The organism is Actinosynnema sp. NPDC059335, assembly GCF_042752395.1.
In the GTDB taxonomy this organism is placed as follows: Bacteria; Actinomycetota; Actinomycetes; order Mycobacteriales; family Pseudonocardiaceae; genus Actinosynnema.
The window spans coordinates 99653-118643 of record NZ_JBHYXZ010000002.1 but is presented as its reverse complement, the minus strand read 5'-3'; the positions used below and the strand labels follow the sequence as shown (position 1 = coordinate 118643).

General features: G+C 67.1%; 9 protein-coding genes. 4 read left to right on the top strand and 5 right to left on the bottom strand.

What is annotated here, in order from left to right; translation table 11 throughout:
* Positions 1-97: 97 nt before the first annotated feature.
* A complete protein-coding gene (locus ACFXGA_RS01185; RefSeq protein ID WP_378083139.1) occupies positions 98-4864 on the bottom strand; it encodes a hypothetical protein in 4767 nt (1588 codons plus the stop codon).
* Between the two features lie 71 nt (positions 4865-4935).
* Positions 4936-9873, bottom strand: a complete 4938-nt coding sequence (locus ACFXGA_RS01180; RefSeq protein ID WP_378083137.1) for an AAA family ATPase — start codon at positions 9871-9873, stop codon at positions 4936-4938.
* A gap of 127 nt (positions 9874-10000) precedes the next feature.
* Here ACFXGA_RS01180 and ACFXGA_RS01175 point away from each other — a divergent pair, with 127 nt between their 5' ends.
* From ACFXGA_RS01175 to ACFXGA_RS01160, 4 genes are all read left to right on the top strand, one after another.
* On the top strand, positions 10001-10711 hold the full coding sequence (locus tag ACFXGA_RS01175; protein ID WP_378083135.1) for a hypothetical protein: 711 nt from the start codon (positions 10001-10003) through the stop codon (positions 10709-10711).
* A 110-nt stretch (positions 10712-10821) separates the two neighbouring features.
* The gene (locus ACFXGA_RS01170) at positions 10822-13929 is read left to right on the top strand and encodes an NACHT domain-containing protein (protein ID WP_378083134.1); all 3108 of its coding nucleotides are present in this window, start codon (positions 10822-10824) and stop codon (positions 13927-13929) included.
* Between the two features lie 277 nt (positions 13930-14206).
* Positions 14207-15475 (top strand): recombinase family protein, encoded by a 1269-nt coding sequence (locus tag ACFXGA_RS01165; RefSeq protein WP_378083132.1) that lies wholly within the window; start codon positions 14207-14209, stop codon positions 15473-15475.
* Positions 15476-15750: 275 nt separating this feature from the next.
* On the top strand, positions 15751-15999 hold the full coding sequence (locus ACFXGA_RS01160; RefSeq protein ID WP_378083130.1) for a hypothetical protein: 249 nt from the start codon (positions 15751-15753) through the stop codon (positions 15997-15999).
* Positions 16000-16068: 69 nt separating this feature from the next.
* On the opposite strand, the gene ACFXGA_RS01155 is transcribed toward ACFXGA_RS01160, so the two are convergent.
* From ACFXGA_RS01155 to ACFXGA_RS01145, 3 genes are all read right to left on the bottom strand, one after another.
* Positions 16069-17523 carry a PepSY-associated TM helix domain-containing protein gene (locus ACFXGA_RS01155; protein WP_378083127.1) on the bottom strand — a complete coding sequence of 485 codons (1455 nt, stop codon included), beginning with the start codon at positions 17521-17523 and terminating at the stop codon, positions 16069-16071.
* A 134-nt stretch (positions 17524-17657) separates the two neighbouring features.
* Complete coding sequence (locus ACFXGA_RS01150) at positions 17658-18230, bottom strand: GNAT family N-acetyltransferase (protein ID WP_378083126.1); 573 nt, start codon at positions 18228-18230, stop codon at positions 17658-17660.
* A complete protein-coding gene (locus ACFXGA_RS01145; protein WP_378083124.1) occupies positions 18227-18976 on the bottom strand; it encodes a class I SAM-dependent methyltransferase in 750 nt (249 codons plus the stop codon). The genes ACFXGA_RS01150 and ACFXGA_RS01145 overlap by 4 nt, the downstream gene beginning before the upstream one ends.
* Positions 18977-18991: the final 15 nt, after the last annotated feature.

The window sequence follows — 18991 nt, the reverse complement described above, 5'->3', positions numbered from 1 at the left end:
TTCCGCCCACTGTCCAGGTGGGCCACAGCCCACACGTCAATATGCTCAACACGCGGGGAATGTTCCCCTTTGCGCATTGCCAAACGGGCTCGCGCCGCTATTTCGATGCCGCACGCGATGGACGTGGAGGGTATTGATGACGGTGGTGGACAGTGCCGGCAATGGTCCATCCGTCAGAGACGGGCTGGTGAACGTGAAGACTGGTGCGGTCGAGTCTGCCGGGCCAGAGGTCATGATTTAAAGCTATTGCTGAGCGGCGTTCCTGGTAGGTGACTTGGCCGAGAGCGAGGTCGGCGGCGTTGAGTGCGGTGTGGAGGATGTCGGCGCGGATCAGGAGGGTGGAGTTCCCGGCTTCGAAGACATTGGGGGCGAAGGCGATGACGTCGTTGTCTGCTCCGTAGACGGCGCCGTCACGGGAGAGGGCGTTCGGCGTTAGGAGCCTGAGAAGGTGGGCTGTGGGGAGAGACACGGACACCGAGTCGGTGAGGGAGCAGTCATAGATGTTGCCTTCCCACATGTAGTGGTCCGTGGTGAGTAGGACTGGTGTGGCGATGTTGGTGTCGGTGGTCCACCCGTGCTGGTGCTCCCGGTCGGCGAGCAGGTCGGTGAAGGGAGGTTGGTCGGGGAACTCGCCGAGGAACGGCCCGTCGGTAAAGCTCTGGTTGTAGTGGTGAGGGCCGTAGGGCTGTAGCGGCGCTGCGAGGACACCGGCTACGTCGGTTCGGCGAATGAGGACGGTGTGATAAACGACTGCGTGGTCTGCCCAGACGCCCTTGGTGTCCAGGCGCGGCGCCGGTCCGTAAGCGTCCCAGTACCAGGCTACGGTGCCGTGAAGCAGAATCCACTCGTCGTTGTCGCGCAGGCGCAGGGCGCGGCCGGCGGGTGAGGCTGCGGCTGTGATGCCGGGGACGATGACGAGAGCGCTGGTGTCGAGCAGCGCTGTGCGGTCGGCGACCCAGGTGCACTGGAGGTCGAAGGTGGACAGATCGGGTGCCTCCGGCCTGGACAGGGGCAGCCACCAAGCGTCGGTCGGGATGTACTGGTCGTTGGCCGGGCTGGCGGGATTTCCTGCCAGTAGGTGGGAAGGGTCGATGTCGCGGGTGAAGGAGATCCGTGCGGCTGTGACGGGTTGACGGTCCGGGTGTTCGCTGGGCAGATGGGTGTCGGCGAGCCGGGCGAGGGCTTCGTGCCATGCCTGCCACTGGTACTTCTTGCCGATGCGTTCGCGCTTGCGCGAGGCGCGTCCTACGTTCTGCTCTTCGTCGAGTTCGTCGTCGAGGTCACGGAAGCGTTCGGGCGTCCAGCCGCGGTCGGCGACACCAAGGATGACGAAACGGCACACCATGTCGGTGTCGATCGGGTTTCGCTCTTGATGTGGTTCGTCCTCCGCCAGGTCTTCGGCGTAGGCGAGCAGGTCGGTGACGCTTTTGCGGAGGGGGTGGTCTTGGGGTAGGTCTTCGGCGAGTTGGTCCAGCATGCTGGCGCTTGGTGGTTCGGTGTCGCCGGGTGTCGCAGTCTTGTCTGTAGCGGTCCCTTGTTCGGGCGCGTTGCGGAGCTGGGTGGTGAAGGGGAAGCTGTAGGGATGGTTGGTGCCGATGATGTAGCGGCCAAAGTCGCCGCCTTCGCCGGCGCTGAGGTGGATCGAAGCCCATAGCGTGCCTCTCCGGGCGGGCTCGTCATCGGCGAATAGGGGGTAGAGGCGTTCCAGCTCGTCCAGATCGGGGATGTTCCGGCCGGGCCACGGGCTCGACCAAGGACCTGCTGCTCGGGTCCAGTCGGCATCGGTGATGAGGCCGCGTTGGTGAGCGAGACGGACGATGCCTTGGGCATAGTCACGGATCAGGATGTGCGGTAGCGGATCGCCTTGTCCGAACACCGTGTCGAGTGTCGCTGTGGCGGCTTCACGCAGAGGGGTGTCGGGTAGGCGGCGTAGGGCGACGCCGTAGGCGGCCGCGCAGACCCGTTCGAGGACGTAGAGGTCGTCCACACCGGCGGCACGTCGGATCAGTGGGGGTAGTACGGTCGGATGGACCGAGGCGATCTTGACCAGCCGGCGGGTGGCGGTGTCGCGTACGAACCGGTCGGAGTTGGTAAACGCCCACATCAAAGTAACGGCGCACGCGATTGCCGACTCCTCGCTCAAACCGCTCAGGATGTGTTCGTCCTCGGCGTCGACCCATGCGAGCAGCCCTGCGTACGGGCTTGGTTGTGCTCGTCGTCCAGCGGTGGCGGCGGTCCAGGTCATGTCCCGCCGCCACATCGGCATCGCCGCCAGTGTCGTGTGCAACCACTGGTGGTCGAGGCGGTGGTCGGGCCGGCACGCCAATGACACGGCGATGTGCGCGGCGGCTCGGGAAGCTTGGTGGTCGTAGCCCAGTAGCCGTCGCTCCAGCAGCGTGGCCGCCGTGTCGGTGATCGCGTTGGGTACCCGCAGCGGTAGTGAGGCGATCACTCGGTCCGGCAGCATCTTGCTCGTTTCCGGTGCCAGGACGTGAGTGAAGTCTGTCAGTTCGATACCGAGGCGTTCGGGCAATAGCAGGGTGAGTGCGTCGAGCGTGGTGTCGCCCGCGGTCAGATCCGCCACGATCCGGGTGAGGGCATCATGGTCGTAGCCACTGTCGCGGCGTGTCGACTCGAGGAGGGTGGAGGCGATCAGGTGATCGGCGAGGCGCTCGTAGGCGAACTGCACCGGTTGTGCGTCGGGCGTCTGCAGGCGTGAGCCGGTGAAGCTTTCGATGAGTACGCGTTCGGTCAGCAGGGCCAGGAACAGCGAGCGGGAGTGGCCACCTGTCGTCGGCCACACGCGTTCGGTGATGTCCTTGGCCTCTTGCCTGCTCAGCCAGCGCGTGCCTCGGCTGAGCATGGCCTTGGCCAGCTCACGGCAGGCGGTGACGACCACACGGTCGTGCGGGTCGGTGTCCAGTCGCTCGGAGACCACCTCGTCCCTGGTGGTGAGGTACTCGTCGAGAACGGTGCTCAGGCCCGGTGCGGCACCGGTCAGCAGGCTGGGATGACGTTGCGCCGTGCGGCAGAACAGTTCCAGGAACAGCGGTTCCCGGAACTCCTGGAGCAGCAGCGGTGTGGCGGGGCCGATGAGCCTGTAGTGGCGGAAGAACTCCCGTACGGCGTCGAACTCCACGCCATCGAACCCGAGGTGCGGGACGATCAGTGCTTCCTCGCGGATGTTGCGGGGAACGCAGGCGTTCTGGGCGATGGTCCGCACGCTCAGGACCACGCCGATCCAGTCGAACCTGCGGACTTTCTCCAGAAAGCCTGCCAAGCGTGTGGGCCAGATCCTCCTGCCGTCGCCTTCGTTGAGGGCATCGACTATCAGCAGTGCCCGGCGGCCGGCGGCCTTGGCCAGGGCGTTGATCGCGGCGAGGAACTCGTCGCTGGTGCCCGGCCATCCCAGGTTGGCTGTCGCTTGGGTCCACGGGTCACTCGTGTTGAGGAAGTGCTGTCCCAGGAGCAGGACGGCGGGTTGGCCGTTGTTGACGGCGGAGACGGCCGTGTCGGCCAGGAGGTGGCTCTTGCCTCGGCCGTGTTCTCCCGTGATGAGCAGGACAGGTTCGTTCCACGACTTCAAGGCCGCGTCATCCAACGACCTGGCGGCCTGTTCCAGGTGTTCCCAACCAGAGTCGACGGCGTCGCGGAAGTCGGACGATTCCCGGCTTTGAAGGGTGGGGTCGTCCGGGATCCGTCGGAGGGAGTCGAGTATCGCTGAGCATCGGGCCCGCCACAGGTCGACCGGCAGAACACCGGGCCCGGTTGGGGCGTCGACCGGCTCACGCAGAGCCTTCAGGTCTGCCACCAGGTGGTGAAGGCGTCCTTGCCCGGGTTCCATGGCGGCCGCCCGTCCGAGCGCGGTGTGGGCTTGGTGCAGCTGGGCGCGTAGCGGCAACAATGCGTCCTCGCGGCGCGCGAACCCGGCCATCCGCCGCCCAACGGGCACGTCCACGGTCAACTCGCGGTTGTACCGGGGCCCTAGGTTGCCTACCGCCTCGTCGAGGCGGTGACACAACCACTCGAACGCGACGTGTCCTCGCGGCTGGTTCGGCGTATTCGCCAGCGGGTCGAAGGGGATGTTCAGCGCCGCTCTGAGCTGGTGGGTTAGGCGCCAGGATCGTTCATGGGCGAGTTCCAGCCCCACGCTGATCAGGCGGTCGAGTGGCCCCCCTGTCGCTCCGGCGCTCTCCAGCAGATTCGTTGCCTGCCTGCGGTGTATTCCGGACTCAGGTGTGAAGTCAAGCCGCTGGACCTCCAAGACTCGGTAGAACCGCCGCAGCTCTTCCTGAGTGGCAGCTGTCCCCGATGTCTCTGTCCATCGCTGCTCGATGATGCCGTGGAAACGGGTCCAGGCGGCGACCTGTTCAGCAGTGCCTGCGGCGCCCTCCAGTGGCAACGTGTCCGGATGGCTCCGCAGACGGTTGAGAACCGTCGCAAGAGCATCGAATGCGCCACTTGAGGTGGCATCGGTCGCGATCACCAGGCGATCTCGGGTCAGGTCGACTCCGCGGAGCTCGACCCTGGTGCGCAGGCCGTTGCGGAACGCGTCGATCAACTGGTCGACCGCATTGCAGAGATCGCTGGAGGTGGCGACGAGCCGAGTCATGCCACGCTTAGCTTGGATGAGGACGAAGCCTCCGTCGTGCAACGCGACCCCGACGTCATCGACGGGTAGTCCCGTCTCGCAACCGACGGCCTGCACCCGGTTCGCTGGATCCAGGCCGAGGGCTGGGCCCTGGCCGGAGATCGCCAGAGCCGCCCACCAAGCGAAGACCTCGGCCTGGAAGCGCATGCCGCCGGCAGCGCGGGATCCACCTGCGGAAGCGACGCTGGCTCTGTCGTCGTGCCGACTGACCATGTGTCCGAACCTCTTGTGTCAACGAACCTTCGGGGAAGTGCTCTTGTGTCCGGGGGAAGTGTTCGGTGCAGCTACTGGAGTTCCAGCTCTCGTTGCAGCTCGATGGCGTCCGTGTCACCGGCATCTGCGAGCTCGTCAAGCAGTCTGAGCAGCCGAGGTTTGTGTCCGACGCTTGCGTCCTTGTTGACGATGAGGATGACGTACAGCCAGGCGGTGACGGTTTGGCAATCCTGACGGATAATGCGGGTGTTGTCGCCCAGGACGTCCAGGATCATGCCGGTAGCCGTAGGTGAGCCGAGCAGGCGGTACTGTGCCAGGCATGTGATGGCGTGATCGGCGACGTGAGGCTTACCTGCGAACGCCTGCGTCCAACGCTGCAGAACGGCACCGAGTGGTTGTCGTGGCCAGCCTCTGTCCTCCGGGCACTTGGGAAGCAGCGTCCGATCGAAGTCCTCCTCGTGGCTGTGGTGCGGATGCTCGCGATGGTCGTTACCGGAGAGGTCCCGGTTGGCGGGGAGCAGTCGATCGAGGATTCGTGGCCAGTATGTTTCCAGCAGCAACGCGCCGTGATCCGGTGTTGTGGCCTGCTTTCCGAGTTCCGTCAGCAACCCGCGGAGTTCTTCGCCGACGGGAGCGAAGCCGTCGAGGTAGCGGTCGAGCAGGTCGCTATCACCGCCAAGGATCTGCGCGGCAACATGGCGATCAAGCTCATCCCGCCAGTGCCTGATGCCGGAGTACAGGTGCCTGGCGTAGTGTTTCGGCCAGCCGAGGATGTCGTAGTCCACGAGCGCCCGCAGTACCTCCGCCATAGCCTGTCCGTGCATGCACGTGAGGCTTGCGGCCCGTATGAGAGCTGGCAGAGCGTCTGAGGCTTCGCCGACGTGGAGGACATCTTCACCTGATCCGAGAGCTTCCGCCAAGGGCTCCGTCAGCGTGACGCGCTGTCGCTGGCGTTCACTCCAGGGCCCGAGGCCGGCGTTGAGGACGATCTTCTTCAAGACCGCAACGGCGAGTGAGTGCAGTTGGGCGTCGTGCGTGTTGTCGCAGGAAGGGGCGAGCACGTCGGCGATCGCGTCGGCAAGTCGCCGCCTCACTTCGAAGGGTCGGGACTCGGCCAAGTCGAGGATCGCGGCTTCAACACGGTCGACGAGGTGTGCGCATCGATCGCGCAATCTCGGGTTCGCGAGCACACGGGGAAGGGCCGTGGCCGCCGCGCGGTCGGCGCCCATCGGCCATCGGGTACGCCTATCCTCAGAGTGCCGATCGTGGTCCTCGGCCGGTGAACCTTCCACGGCGTCGAGAAGCGTCAGCACGGTGTCCTCGATCAGCTGAGTGTCTTCGGCATCACCGTCGTCTGCGGTTGCCAGCAGCACGGCTGAGGCAACGGTGGACGCCGCCTCGTGGCGGGGGTGGATGGTGCCGAGGCGAGGATTGCCGAGCTCGTCGAGCTGTCGGAAGACCTCCATGAGGTCGTGCCACAAGGCGACCGGGTCCGCGTCCCCGTGCTCGTCACGCGCTTGTACTGCTTGAGTGGTGATGTCGGCGACCCGGAGGTGGAGCTGGAACGGCAGCCCGTTCTGCTTCAGACCGCGTTCGAGTTCCTCCGGGTAGTCCAGGGACACCTCCAGCATCCCTTCCCGTTCCGACGACCGCTCCAGTCGGTAGGCGTCAATGTCCAGACTGCGAGCCCTCTTCAGAGCAACGAGCATCCCGGGGTAATCATCGGCAGGTGCCTGGCCGAGATGCGCGGTGAGCTCATGGCGGGTCAGCTCGACGAGTCGATCACCGAGGGCACGAAGCTGGGTGCGACGTTCGGGACCGCTGCGGCCGACGAGGACCGCAGCGGCATGTTGCAGCCGTGGATCCCCTTCGTAGTCCCATACAAGGGGTTGCTGGAGGAACGGGTCCAACTCATCGGTCACCACGTCGAGACGGGCGAGGCTCAGAAACATGACGACTGCCGGCATCGCCAGACTGCGACTCGCTCCGAGTACCTGATCCAGGACGTCGCCGAGGGGACGTTGCTGCGTTTCCTGCAACGCCCATCGCGCGAGTGCCATGAGGGCCGACATCGCCGGGTAGGCGCCGTTCGTCGTCCCGCGGTACCAGCCCCAGGTCGCTGCGGTGCCGCGGTAGGTGATCGGCTCGGTCCATTCCGGGCGGTGGATCGTGAGCGTCATGCTGGGATCCGGACGGTCGTCGAACGAGCGCTCGACGGCGGTCCGGGCCGAGGTGGCGCTGTCGACGACCGCGCCGATGAGTTTGAGTCCGTGCTCGGGCGAGGTCTTGAGCAGTGCTTCGAAAGGGCCGTAGTGCGGTGCCGCGAAGCCCGTGTCCTGTGCCTTGAGGTAGCTGGGCGTGTGGTCGCGCACTCCGTCTTCGAGTTCCTCGCTGAAGGCGGACCTGGGTCTGCGTCGGCCGCGTCTGCGCCTGGCCGCAGGTGGAGTCTCCGCCGGATCGAGTCGGAGATCCTGGTCCAGGTAGTACCGGCCTGCGAGCAGTAGGAGCAGTTCGGGGTTCGCCTGCGCCGCGGCAGCGGCGACATCGGACACCTCGACGATCGATGACAACTCGCCGTTGCGGTGGGACAGACGGTCGAACACCGACTGAGTTTCACGAGTGGGGTGTCGGCCGAGCATGGCCAAGGCGGGCAGGACGGCGTTCAGCCGCGGCCCGTACGTGTCATCTTCCGACCACGCAGCGGCGGCCTGCGCCAGCCTTCGTGGATCGGCGATGTGGACCTCGATCGGAATACCGGCGCGCCATGCGGCGAGCAGCCAACGCTGGACGACGTCCGCGGCAAGGTGGGTGGCCTTCTGCGGCAGGGCTGGACCCGTGTTGCCGACAAAGTCCACGACAGGGGCGGCCAGTACGACGTCGAGTTGAAAGCCGTCGGCTTCGGGTTCCCGGACGGAGGTAGCCGCGAAGCTGCGTGTCACCTTGAGGAGCCGGCGGAGCTGCTCACCATCGCTTGCCAACAGGGTGAAGCGCAGGGCGTCGAGCAACGCACGGGGGTCGCTCGTCGCGAGCAGCGCTTCGTAGGGAACGCTGCGCCAGCGTGGCCCGTCCTGCTCTTGCAATTGTTGAGCGAGCACGACGGCTTCGCTCCACTGCTGTCGGATCGCCGCCTGGCCCTCGGCTTGGGCGTCTGCCAGCCGACGTTGTATCGCCAGACGAATGGCGCGCATGAGACGGCGTGGCTCGTCGACCCCGGTCAGTAGATGTCGATGATCGTCTTCCAGCAGTCTGTTGGCCACCGCGTAGTCCAACAGGATGTCGTGCGCGAAGCGGTGACGGTTGCGGTGCCTGACCAGCACGTTATCGCTGATCAGCCCGCTGACCGCGTCACCCTCGCAGGTAGCCAGGGTCGAGCCGCCGTCCATATGCAGGGATGCTTCGGCCAATACCAAGCAGGCAACGCTCCTGCCGTGGGGTGTACCGGCGCCCGATCGTTCGCCGCTGCCACGACGGATCACGTGTTCCCACACGTGGTCCATCACGTCCTCTTCGCCGAGGGGACGGTCGTCGAGCCCGCTGTCGACCCGGACCAGCAAGTCCACGAGATAGGGCAGCTGAAGAAGTCGTCTGCTTCTTGGGTGCCGCGTCAACGGTGTCAGCTGCGGGAACGCGTTGACGATCTCGCCTACCTCATCGGCGTCTGCGTTACCTACATCGATTCGTGCTGGAGGGGACGGCAGGCGGCGGCTCACCGCTGTTGCGGCTTCCGTACGGGCTGTGACGATGACGGTCCATGGAGGTGCTTTCTCAGGATCGACCGGCACGGCGCGGAGCACCGCAGTCAGCAATCGGGCGTTGTCGGTGAGCGCGTGTTCCGCACCGTCGATGAGCAGCACCCGCGCACCGGTGGTGGCCGCAGCCCGCAAGGCGGGTTCCAGCTCTGCGCCGAGTTCGGCTTGAAGATCGGCCAGGGTCTCCCGGCTGCGGCCAGTCAGGTTGACGATCACCGTACTCGCTGTTGCCGCCAAATCCTTAACCACGCGTCGGGCCAGGACAGATTTGCCGACACCCGCCGAGCCGGTCACCAGGACGAAGGAGCTCGCTTGAACCGCGGCCTTGATGCGGTCGACCGTCTTCTCGCGGGGCAGTTCGAGGCGGTCCGCGATGGTCCAAGCCGTCGCATCGAGCTCCCGCTGTGTCGCCGCGGCCAGCTTCGCCAACGCAGCACGCTGTCTCGGCTCGACCGTCAGCGCCACCTCACGACCCAACAGCTTCGCCCGCACCATCGCCCGGTCGATCAGACCTGCCTTCGGACCCACCGCCTGGGCAATCCCGGCCAGCTCCGTGAAGACGCCGAGCGCCGACTGTCCACCCGAGGGCAGCACATCCGCCAGGCGACCCACAGCGTCGATCGTGTCCCGGCCGTCCTGGCCGATCTCGAACTGCCACACGTACAGGGAGCGAAGCACTGTCAACGCCAGTGACCGGCAGTCGAGCGTTTCGAGCAACCTGCCCCGACTCCGCTGGGCCACGGCGACGGACTCGACAACGCGCTCGAAACGATCACAGACCTTCCGATCGGTCACACCGGGCCTGACGATCGCCTCGAACGACTCCAAGGTGAGATGCTGCGAGGCAACTTCAGTCAGTCTGCGCAACTGGTCCATGTGCTGCGAAGGGCTGGTTGCCAACCCAAGACGAAGCTGTCCCGACTCGATCTCTTCCGCGTTGTCTTCGATTGACTGGAGACACTGCTTCAATGAATCAATGAATGCGGGGTCCGACTGCACCGGAGTCATGGTGCGCTTAACCTGGTACTCGACCCGGAGCGCATTGCTCTCCGGCGCTGCCTGAAGGACGACGTCATCGAGAATATTACCGGCTTCCCGCCGTTGCAATCCGACGGCCACGATGGAGGCGGACAGGCCAGGTGCTGTGTCCCCGCGTAGGAGCTTCACCAGGTTGACGGCCGCGAACCGGTACTCGTCGATGGTGCCCGCGCCACCCGTGGCCTCTGGTGACACACTGGACCCGGCTCGACTGTTGACCATCGGCGGCTACCTCGATTGCGAGTTGCTGGTCGGCGGATCCTATACCGCCACCGGCACGATCCGCGATTGTCGAAGCAGTAGCGTGATCCCTGGGAGAGGTAGGACAGGTCGACTACCTTGCGGCCACATGGAGACTGTGGCGATGGTTGACGTTCCCAAGGACGCTGTACGCGGGTTCCTGCTGCGCACGCTGGACGAGGTATCCGTGCTGGCCGCTGGGGTGCCGCAGATGGCGGACTGGCGGGACGATCCCGTACTGGACGCTGTGTTGCCCTTGCTCCGGACCGTCTCAACCCATGTTGAGGCCACCCGCCTACTCGCTTCCGCGCCGGTTGACGTTGCCACCACCGCGCCGTTCAGCGTGCTTCGCGCGGCCATCGAGAGCGCCGCCACGGTCGTCTGGTTGCTGGGGCCGGATGAGTTGGTGGAACGGCAGCTGCGATGCCTGCGGTTGACATTGACCGACCGCGAAGATTTCGAGCGATTCATGGCTCGACGTTCGAAGGATCACCCCGGTGACATCGAAAAGTTCCGGGCCGACATCTTTCATTTCGCTCGTTCCCTTACGCGAAACCCTGACGTTCAGGTCGCCAAAATCTGGATGGCCCGGATATTTGAATACGTGGCCGAAGTGACTCCGGGGATCGGCGACGTGTTCGGCTCATGGCAGATGTGCTCGGCTTTTGCGCATGGCCGGTCGTGGTCGTCCGGCCTGTTGGCTCCCGATGCGGAGGATGGCGATTCTGAACGGGACGATGTCGCGCTCGCTTTCGTGATGGTCGACACGCGGCATCTGATCGCGCATGCCTTCCGGTTGTTCGTCGACCGTCAATCGTAGGGGTGCTGACGAGGTGCGGCGCTCCTCGGCGCCGCCCCGGCCGTGTCGAGGTACGGTGTCGTAGGACGGCGTTCCGCATCCCCGACCGAGCGACCCTAAGCTGACGTGCCATGGCAGGACATCCGCCCATCACATTCCGCGGTGCGTTAGGCATCTTGGGGCAGTACGACAGACCTTGGCTGGACAAGATCAACAAGCTCGCCGGTGGAGTTATCCTGGCCAGCGGTCTGGCACCTTCAGCTGCGGCCTTGTCGGCCGTATGGGGGTGGGTGGACCAGAAGAACGAGGCCGTGGCGCTGCTGCGGGGTGCGGTGGACGGTGCTGCTGCGCGGCTGTCGCGTACAGGTGGTCTGGAACGTCATCAGTTGGTGATCGCCGCGCACACCACCTTGGTGCTGAGTGCCTTCTTCGACGCCTTCGCCGAGTCGCCGTTGGGTGGGCTGTACGTGAAGGCGGCGGTGTCCGACCGCGAGAAGCTCCTGCTCGCAGGAGCTGTCGAGGAGCATGTCGACTCCTTCTTGGGCCAGCTGTACGGCCTGAGGGTTCCGACACCGTCCGCGGCGGCGGGATTCCAGGAGATGCTGCCGAGGGTGGAGCGTTGGGCTTACGAGCTGTGCGAAGGCGTCGACTGGTTCATCCGTGAGGTGGTTGAGGAAGCCGACGACGTCGTACCGGGTGTGGACATCGAGGTCGCCGAGCGTCTCGCGGCGTCGGCGAGGGACCGGTACAACTCCTACTACCTGGAGTATGCGGCGCGGGTGCCGGAGTTCGCCATCTGGGCCGACGCGGTCGAGCATGCCGCGACCCGTACGGCGATGGGACGTTTGGAACAGCTGCTGGCGCACGTGGCCGGTGCGCTGCCCGCGCGGGACCCGCGCGCCTTGGTGGACGGCGTCAATCAGGCGGTGTTGGGCCGTCCGGTGCTGGAGGTCCACAACGACGGTTACGGGATCGACGTGTCGTTCCCGACGGTGGAGCAGTTGTTCGTCGAGCCGCGGTGCCGGGTTACCGCTGCCGATACGACCAGCAGGATCGGTGACGAGAGCTGGTGGAGGTCCGCGCCGGTCGTCGATGACCTCCCACTGCTGGTGGCACGGCATCTGACCTGTGCTGACGCCATGAGCAGGCCGCTGGTGCTGCTCGGACACCCCGGCGCGGGCAAGTCGCTGGTCATGAAGGTGATCGCCGCGCGACTGTCCGAGCGGCACTACACCGTGGTGCGGGTGCCGCTGCGGCGGGTCGACGCTAACGCCGCAGTGGTCGAGCAGGTCCAGCAGGCGTTGGATCAGGCCACCCATCACCGTGTCCAGTGGGCCGACCTCGTCGATCACAGCGCGCAGACGGTCCGGGTGGTGCTGCTGGACGGGTTGGACGAGCTGCTGCAGGCCAGCGCCACCGACCGGGCGGACTACCTGCACAGGGTCGCCGAGTTCCAGACACGCGAGGCCGCCCTGGGGTATCCGGTGGCCGTCGTGGTGACCTCCCGGACGCTGGTGATCGACCGGCTGTCGCTCCCGCGCGGTGTTGTGGTGGTCAAGCTGGAGGAGTTCGACGAGCAGCGCATCGCACTGTGGGTAGGCAAATGGAACCAGTCCCGCACCGACCCGGACCTGCCGTGGATGTCGGCCCCGTGGGCGCTCACCCACCGGCAGTTGGCCGCGCAACCGTTGCTGCTGCTGATGCTGACCCTCTACCACGCCGAGCACGGCGCCGACGCGGTGGACGACCTGTCGTCCACCCAGCTGTACCGCGCGTTGTTCGACGACTACGCCCACCGCGAGGTGACCAAGCGGTCGGGTCGTGTGCTGCACGGCGGTGAGCTGGCCGAGGCGGTGCAGGCGCAGTTGCACACGCTGGCGGTGGCCGCCCTGGGCATGGTCAACCGCGGCCGGCAGGAGATCACCGAATCCGAGCTGAGCGCCGACCTGACGGCCCTGGAGCAGCACGCTCCCTCGGGGGAGCGGCTGCTGGGGCAGTTCTTTTTCATCCACAGCCCCGAGGCCCAGGATGTGGCTTCCCGGCGCAGCTACGAGTTCCTGCACGCCACCTTCGCCGAGTATCTAGTGGCCGTGCGCGTGGTTGAGGAGCTTCGGGACGTCGCCCAAGCGGCATTTGCCCGCCGGGTCCGCCACACACCCGACGACGACCTGCTGTTCGCGCTGCTGTCCCACCAGCCCCTGGCGGTACAGCACCCGGTGCTCGGGTTCGCCGACGACCTGCTCGGCTCCCTCGACCACGACGAACGCCATCGGATCCGCGACACCCTCGACCTGTTGCTGTCCCATCACCAGGCCCGTCGGCCCTCACGGCACTTCGCCGACTACCGCCCCACCACACCGAACACCGTGCGCGCCCTGGCCGCGTACTCGGCCAACCTGGTCCTGCTGCGCATCGGGCGAACCCTCACCGGACAGGACACCATGCTCGCCGACCTGTTCGCCGACGGTGACCCGTTGACCCGGTGGCGCGACACGCTCGATCTGTGGAAGGCCGGACTGGATGACACCGGCTTTCACGCCATGCTCGGCGCGGTCGACCTGGTCGACGGCGACGTGCTGGCACGTGAGGGCGTGCGCTCCAACGTGCCCGAGTACCGCGAACTGCACCTGGCCAGGCTGCGTGACGACCGCCGACTGCTGTCGGACCTGCGACTGGCAGCGATGATGCGCTCCCGTTCCTACCTGCATCTGCGTGGAGCACCGCAATCGAAGGCCGAAGAGTGGTACGACTTCGTCTGCGCCTGGCTGCGCGCCGGCCTGGCGGCCGATCTCGGGCAGCTCGCCCCCGTCACCTTCACCGACTCCCCAGGACCGCTGTCGGGCAATCAGCAGTCTGAGCTGTTCCCCTTGGGTCTGCGATTCATGGCCGTGCACGGCCATGTCATCAGCGACAAGCATCGCGGACTTCTCGTCGGATGGCTGAGCCGCCAACTCGGGCGCTTCGGTGAGAGCTTTGAACAGGCGGTGAGTTCGCTGATAAAGAGACATGGTACGGAAGAGATCTCGGAGGCCGTGAGGTCGTTGATCGCGGAACAGCGACTTTTTCCGAAGTTCCCTGAGGTTCCAACGATGCCATATTTCCGGGTAGTGATCGACGACGGTGAGGAGGTGAAGGTCTTCGCCATCAAAGATGACTATATCGAGACGAACGTGCCTCGACCAACGCGAACGATCGCAGCCTCTCGTAATGCCGCAGCGGCGAGTGAACGTCAGACGTAGGGGTTGGGCGCAACTTCCTATGCCGGCATGCCGCCATTCGAAGGTTGGTAATGCTCCGTTCGGGCGACATGTCGGTGATGGTGCGTCAGGCCGGTCAGGCGCAGTGGTCACGCAGACGTCCCAGTGCTCCGCGATGGAGGCGTTCACAGTGATCACGTCTACAGCCGATCAGGACCTGCTGAATGAGTGGTTGCAGGCCAAACAGTGCAAGGGAGAACGGAGGCGCTCGCAGGACCCGCACGTGCACTTGGGCTTGAGGTTTACGTTCTACGGGTGGATGTCGACCTCGGAGTACCAGGACCGGTATTCCTCGCGGTTGTGGCAGCGGGAGGTGTGTGAGCGCCTGATCGCCGGGCACGGCACGATCGAGGTGGAGTTCTTCGACGAGGGCGCCTCGCGGCGGCGTCGGTGGTCCAACCGGCCGGAGGCGGCCCGGTTGCTGGAGGCGTTGGCCGATCCGGACCGCGGGTTCGACGCGATCGTGGTGGGGGAGTACGAGCGGGCGTTCTGTGGTCGTCAGTTCGACGAGTTGGTGCCGCTGCTGCGCGCCGCCGGTGTGCAGGTGTGGTTGCCGGAGGTCGGCGGCCGGGTGGACCTGGATGACGGCGAGCACCGCAGGTTGATGACGTTTCTGGGTGCGCAGTCGGAGCGGGAGGTGATCCGGGCGCGCAACCGGGCGTTGGCGGCGATGAAGGCGCAGGCCGAGCTGGGCCGGTATCTGGGTGGTCGTCCGCCGTATGGGTACATGCTGGTCGACGGTGGCCCGCATCCGCGGCGCGCGGACGCGCGCTGGGGGCGGCGGGCGCGGAAGCTGGCGCCGGATCCGCGGACCGCGGGGCATGTGCGGTGGATGTTCGCACGTCGGTTGAGCGGGGTGTCGGTGGCCGGGATCGCCCGGGAGTTGAACGAGCGTGGTGTGCCGTGCCCGTCGGCGGCGGATCGGGAGCGCAATCGGCATCGCTCGGGTGTGGGGTGGAGTGTGCAGTCGGTGCAGACGATCCTGGAGAACCCGCGCTACACCGGCCGTCAGGTGTGGAATCGGGTCGCCAACGATCGAGACGAGGTCGATCTGCGCACCGGTCGGTCGGGGCAGGTTCCGAACCTGCCGCAGGACTGGGCGATTTCCCTAGAGGTCGTGCACACGCCGCTGGTGAGCATGCGCGACTTCACTGCGGTCCAGAAGGTGCGTGCCCGACGCCCCAATGGCGACGGTGGTGAACGTCGGTACCTGTTGTCGGGTTTGGTGGTGTGCGAGGTGTGTGGACGGCGGATGGACGCGCACTGGGTGCACGGACGCCCCGGCTACCGGTGCCGTCACGGCTACAGCAGTGCCCGACCGCGCCCGGTCGACGGTCCGAAGCCGGTGTACTGGCGCGAGGATCACCTGTTGGAGCGCGTCGCCGTCGCCTTGCCCGGATCGGCTGTCGTCCATGCGGCTGCCGCGGCGCCAGTGCGGGATGTGGGTGCCAGAGTGGTCTGCGAACGGGGGAGCGTCCGGGTGTGCGGGAATCGCTTCGACGAGGTGGGCATGCCATCACAGGCGTGATGGATCGTGGTGAGGCATGGTCCGAGCCTTCGAGGTGTCGGTGACACCGTCCCGTGTGGCCGGTTGTCGCGAGCCGGGATGCAGGTGTCGCTGATCTGCTGGGGTCCTGTGGTGGGTGATTCGTCGAGGGTCGGGTTCGCGTGTTGGGTGGCTCGGTTCGGGTTTTCTCCTGATTGCCGGAAGGGCGCGATGGCGATGTCGCGCGGGCTGTATGCCGTCGCTGGTCGGTACTCTTGGCGCATGGTCGAGCTGGTTGGCTTGGTGGGGTGCCGGTGATGGCGGTCGTGGCGGGTGTGCTCGCGGTCGTCCTGTTGGTGGGCTGCGGTGTGGCGATCGGCTTGGGTGGTGTCGGTGAGTTGGTGGCGCGGCTGACTCCGGTGGGGAAGTTGGCTGCGTTCGGGGTTGTGCTGGTGTTGGTGGCGGCTGCGGCGTGGACGCTCGGCTCCGCGGTGGGCCCGATCGGCGGAGAGCCGGCGACGGGGGTTTCGGAGGATCACACCGGCGACGGAGGACACGGCGAGTGACGGGGCTGTTCGGTGGTGCGGAGCAGCTCCGCACCACCGAACAGCCGCCGGGGAACTCGGCTCGTCCGCTCAGCTCGCCGGTCGGGCCGCCACGTCGTCGGTTCCGCTCCCGCGGCCGGTGCGTCGGCGGGCCAGGCCGAGCAGTCCGTCGAGGACGAGGAAGGCCAGCAGGCTCAGGCCGAGCAGGGGGACGGCCCAGCCGATGGCGATGAGCACGAGGGGCGCGGGGATGACGAACCACAGTGGCAGGTGCTGCCAGGTTCCCCGCTTGGGGGCGGTGCCCAGGGGTGCTCGGCGGTCGGCGCGGGTGGGACGGCGCTGCCACCACATCCGGTACCCGAGCACGATCAGGGTCAAGATGCCGGCGGCCAGCAGGAACAGGGCGATCTGGTTGGCCAGGCCGAACAACCGTCCCATGTGGGCCTGGATGCCCAGGGTCGACAGCTTGGCCAGGAAGGGGCGGTCGGCCCAGTCGGCGCGGGCGGTCGTGGCCGCGGTCTCCGGGTCGACGGCGATCTTGTCCAGGCGGACGGGCCAGGTGTTGTCGTTCTGCGCGGCGGTCCACGCGGTGCCGGGTTCGGCGGCGACGCTGAGTTGGAGCGGTCCGTCCAGCCCTGCGGCGCGTGCGGTGGCGAGGACCCGGTCGAAGGTGGCCGGGTCCACTGGCTCGGTGTCCTGCGATCCGCTGCTGTGTTCACCGTGTCCGTCGGAGCCGGTGCTGCCCGTGGCGCCGCCCAGGCTGGTGTCCAGGACGGGGGCCTTGGCGTTGAGGGCGGTCAGGGCGGCGCTGAAGTTCTCGCCGGCGTAGGTCGACCAGGTCAGGCCGGTGGCGGAGAGGAACAGCGCGCCGATCAGCACCCACATCCCCAGGCTTGCGTGCAGTGAACGGGTCTTGCGGACGCCCTTGGCGTCGGATTCCGGGACCAGCACCGCCTTGACCCGGCGACGGGCGGTGCGTTGTCGGGTCAGCCACAACACGACGCCGCCGAGCGCGATCAGCCACAGCCAGCTCGCGGCCAGCTCGGAGTACAGCCTGCCGGGTTCGCCGAGGTGCAGGTGCCGGTGCAGGTTGTCCAGCCAGGTGGTGACCGGGGTCGATCCGAACCAGGTGGTCAGCTGGCCTTGTACCTGCGCGGTGTGGGGGTTGACGTAGACGGTCTGGTTGTACTCCTCGTCGAGGCCGGGTAGGGAGAACACCACCTGGGTGGTGGCCTCGGGGTCGTCGGCCAGCAGCACGCCGGTGACCGTGCCGTCGGGCAGGGCGGCCTGGGCGGCGGCGACCTGCTCGGACACCGGGCGCGCCGCGCCGTCCGTAGAGGACGCTTCCAGCACGTCGTCGTAGAGCATGGTGTCGAGCTGGGGTGCGAGCGCGTAAAGCAGGCCCGACAGCGCGGCCACGACCAGGAACGGTGCCACCAGGACCCCGGCGTAGAAGTGCAGACGGCGCAACAACGGCACGACGGAGACCCGGGTGGTGGCGGGGGTTTCGTCGGTGCGTACGTCGTCGACGGGAGGAGCGGACACGGGACACCTCTGGTGGGGATGAGCAGGGAATACCTGCCCACTAGTCGTGCGGGGCGGCCACTTGGTTCCCGGCGATTTCGGGAACCTGCCGGGGTAACGCCGGTTCGGTGGTCCACGTGCTGGTAGTGGAGGGGTCAGGACGTGGTGTCGAGGGTGAACACGACCAGCGGCACGCCGTTGACGTCGGTGAACGAGCCGCGTTGCGCCCATCCCCGCGACCGGTAGAGGTGTCGGGCCGGGGCGTCGGGGTGGGTGCACAACCAGGCGCGGGGGTAACCCTGGACGAAGCGTTCCAGCAGTCGGCCGGCCAGCCCGTGCCCGCGGTGTCCTGGGGCGACCATCAGCTCCACGACCTCGATCGCCGGTGGGCGGAGCCGGTACCGGTCGGCGGGGGAGAGGGCGTTGTGGGCCCCGGTGTAGAAGGGTGTGTCCGGGACTTCGGGCGCGGACGGCCAGCCGTAGGCGACGGCGACCGGGTTCCCGTCGTGCCGGGCGACGACGCCGCGGACCCCGGGTCCGGCCATGTGCCGGGCCAGGCGGTCGGCGAACCCGGCGAAGCGGGCCTCGTCCTCGTTCCACGGCGGTTCGGCGAAGCAGGCGCGGTAGATCCGTTCCAGGGGTTGTGCGAGTGCGAGCAGGCCCGGCGCGTCGACTTCGGTGAGCACGTGGTGCCCGGTCGGGTCGCGGTGCGCGAGGTCGCCGGTCACCGCACGGCCACCAGCACGTGGTCGTCGCCGTACTGCCACACGACATCGACCTCGGTGAAGCCCGCCTCGCGCAGCAGCGCGGCGTGGTCGCCGGCGCTGAGTCCGTTGCCGTAGCCGCCGTGCGCGCAGGCCAGTTCCTCGGGGCTGAAGGCGGCGGTCAGGTCGGGGTCGGCGTGTACCGCTTCCCACCAGCGCCGCCACTCCTCGTTGCCGGTGACCCCGGCGCGTTCGGCGCGACGGTCCCGCACGTGCGCGGCGAACTCGCGCAGCGCGGGCTGGTCGTGGTGGAGGTGGTCGCCGTTGACCAGGACGCCGCCGGGGCGGATCACCCGCGCGAGTTCGCGGTAGAGGTCGCCGAGCGGTTCGGGTGCGATCCAGTGCAGCGCGGTGGTGGACACCGCGGCGTCCCACGTGCCGCCGACCCGGTCGGTCCAGCCGGGCGAGGTGAGGTCGGCGTGCAGGTAGTCGATGCCCTCGCCGGTGGCGCGGGCCAGTTCGAGCAGGAACGGGTCCGCGTCGACGCCGACCACGCGTCCGCCGACGCGGTCGCGCAGCCGGGTGGTCAGCGATCCCGGTCCGCACCCGAGGTCGAGCACCACGGGGGAGCCGACCCCGGCGCACGCCTTCGCCACCACGTCGCCGATCACCCGGAACCGCTCCTCGCGGTCGGCGATGTAACGCTCCTGCTGGCGGTCCCACCGCCGCACCCACTCACGGGCGACGGCGCTGTCGACACGATTACCCACGTCAACTCCCTCGGT

Bases quoted from the DNA above. Each gene is read 5' to 3' on its own strand.
- ACFXGA_RS01185 (WP_378083139.1), bottom strand. From the start codon at position 4,864: ATGGTCAGTCGGCACGACGACAGAGCCAGCGTCGCTTCCGCAGGTGGA.
- ACFXGA_RS01180 (WP_378083137.1), bottom strand. From the start codon at position 9,873: ATGGTCAACAGTCGAGCCGGGTCCAGTGTGTCACCAGAGGCCACGGGT.
- ACFXGA_RS01175 (WP_378083135.1), top strand. From the start codon at position 10,001: ATGGAGACTGTGGCGATGGTTGACGTTCCCAAGGACGCTGTACGCGGG.
- ACFXGA_RS01170 (WP_378083134.1), top strand. From the start codon at position 10,822: ATGGCAGGACATCCGCCCATCACATTCCGCGGTGCGTTAGGCATCTTG.
- ACFXGA_RS01165 (WP_378083132.1), top strand. From the start codon at position 14,207: ATGTCGACCTCGGAGTACCAGGACCGGTATTCCTCGCGGTTGTGGCAG.
- ACFXGA_RS01160 (WP_378083130.1), top strand. From the start codon at position 15,751: ATGGCGGTCGTGGCGGGTGTGCTCGCGGTCGTCCTGTTGGTGGGCTGC.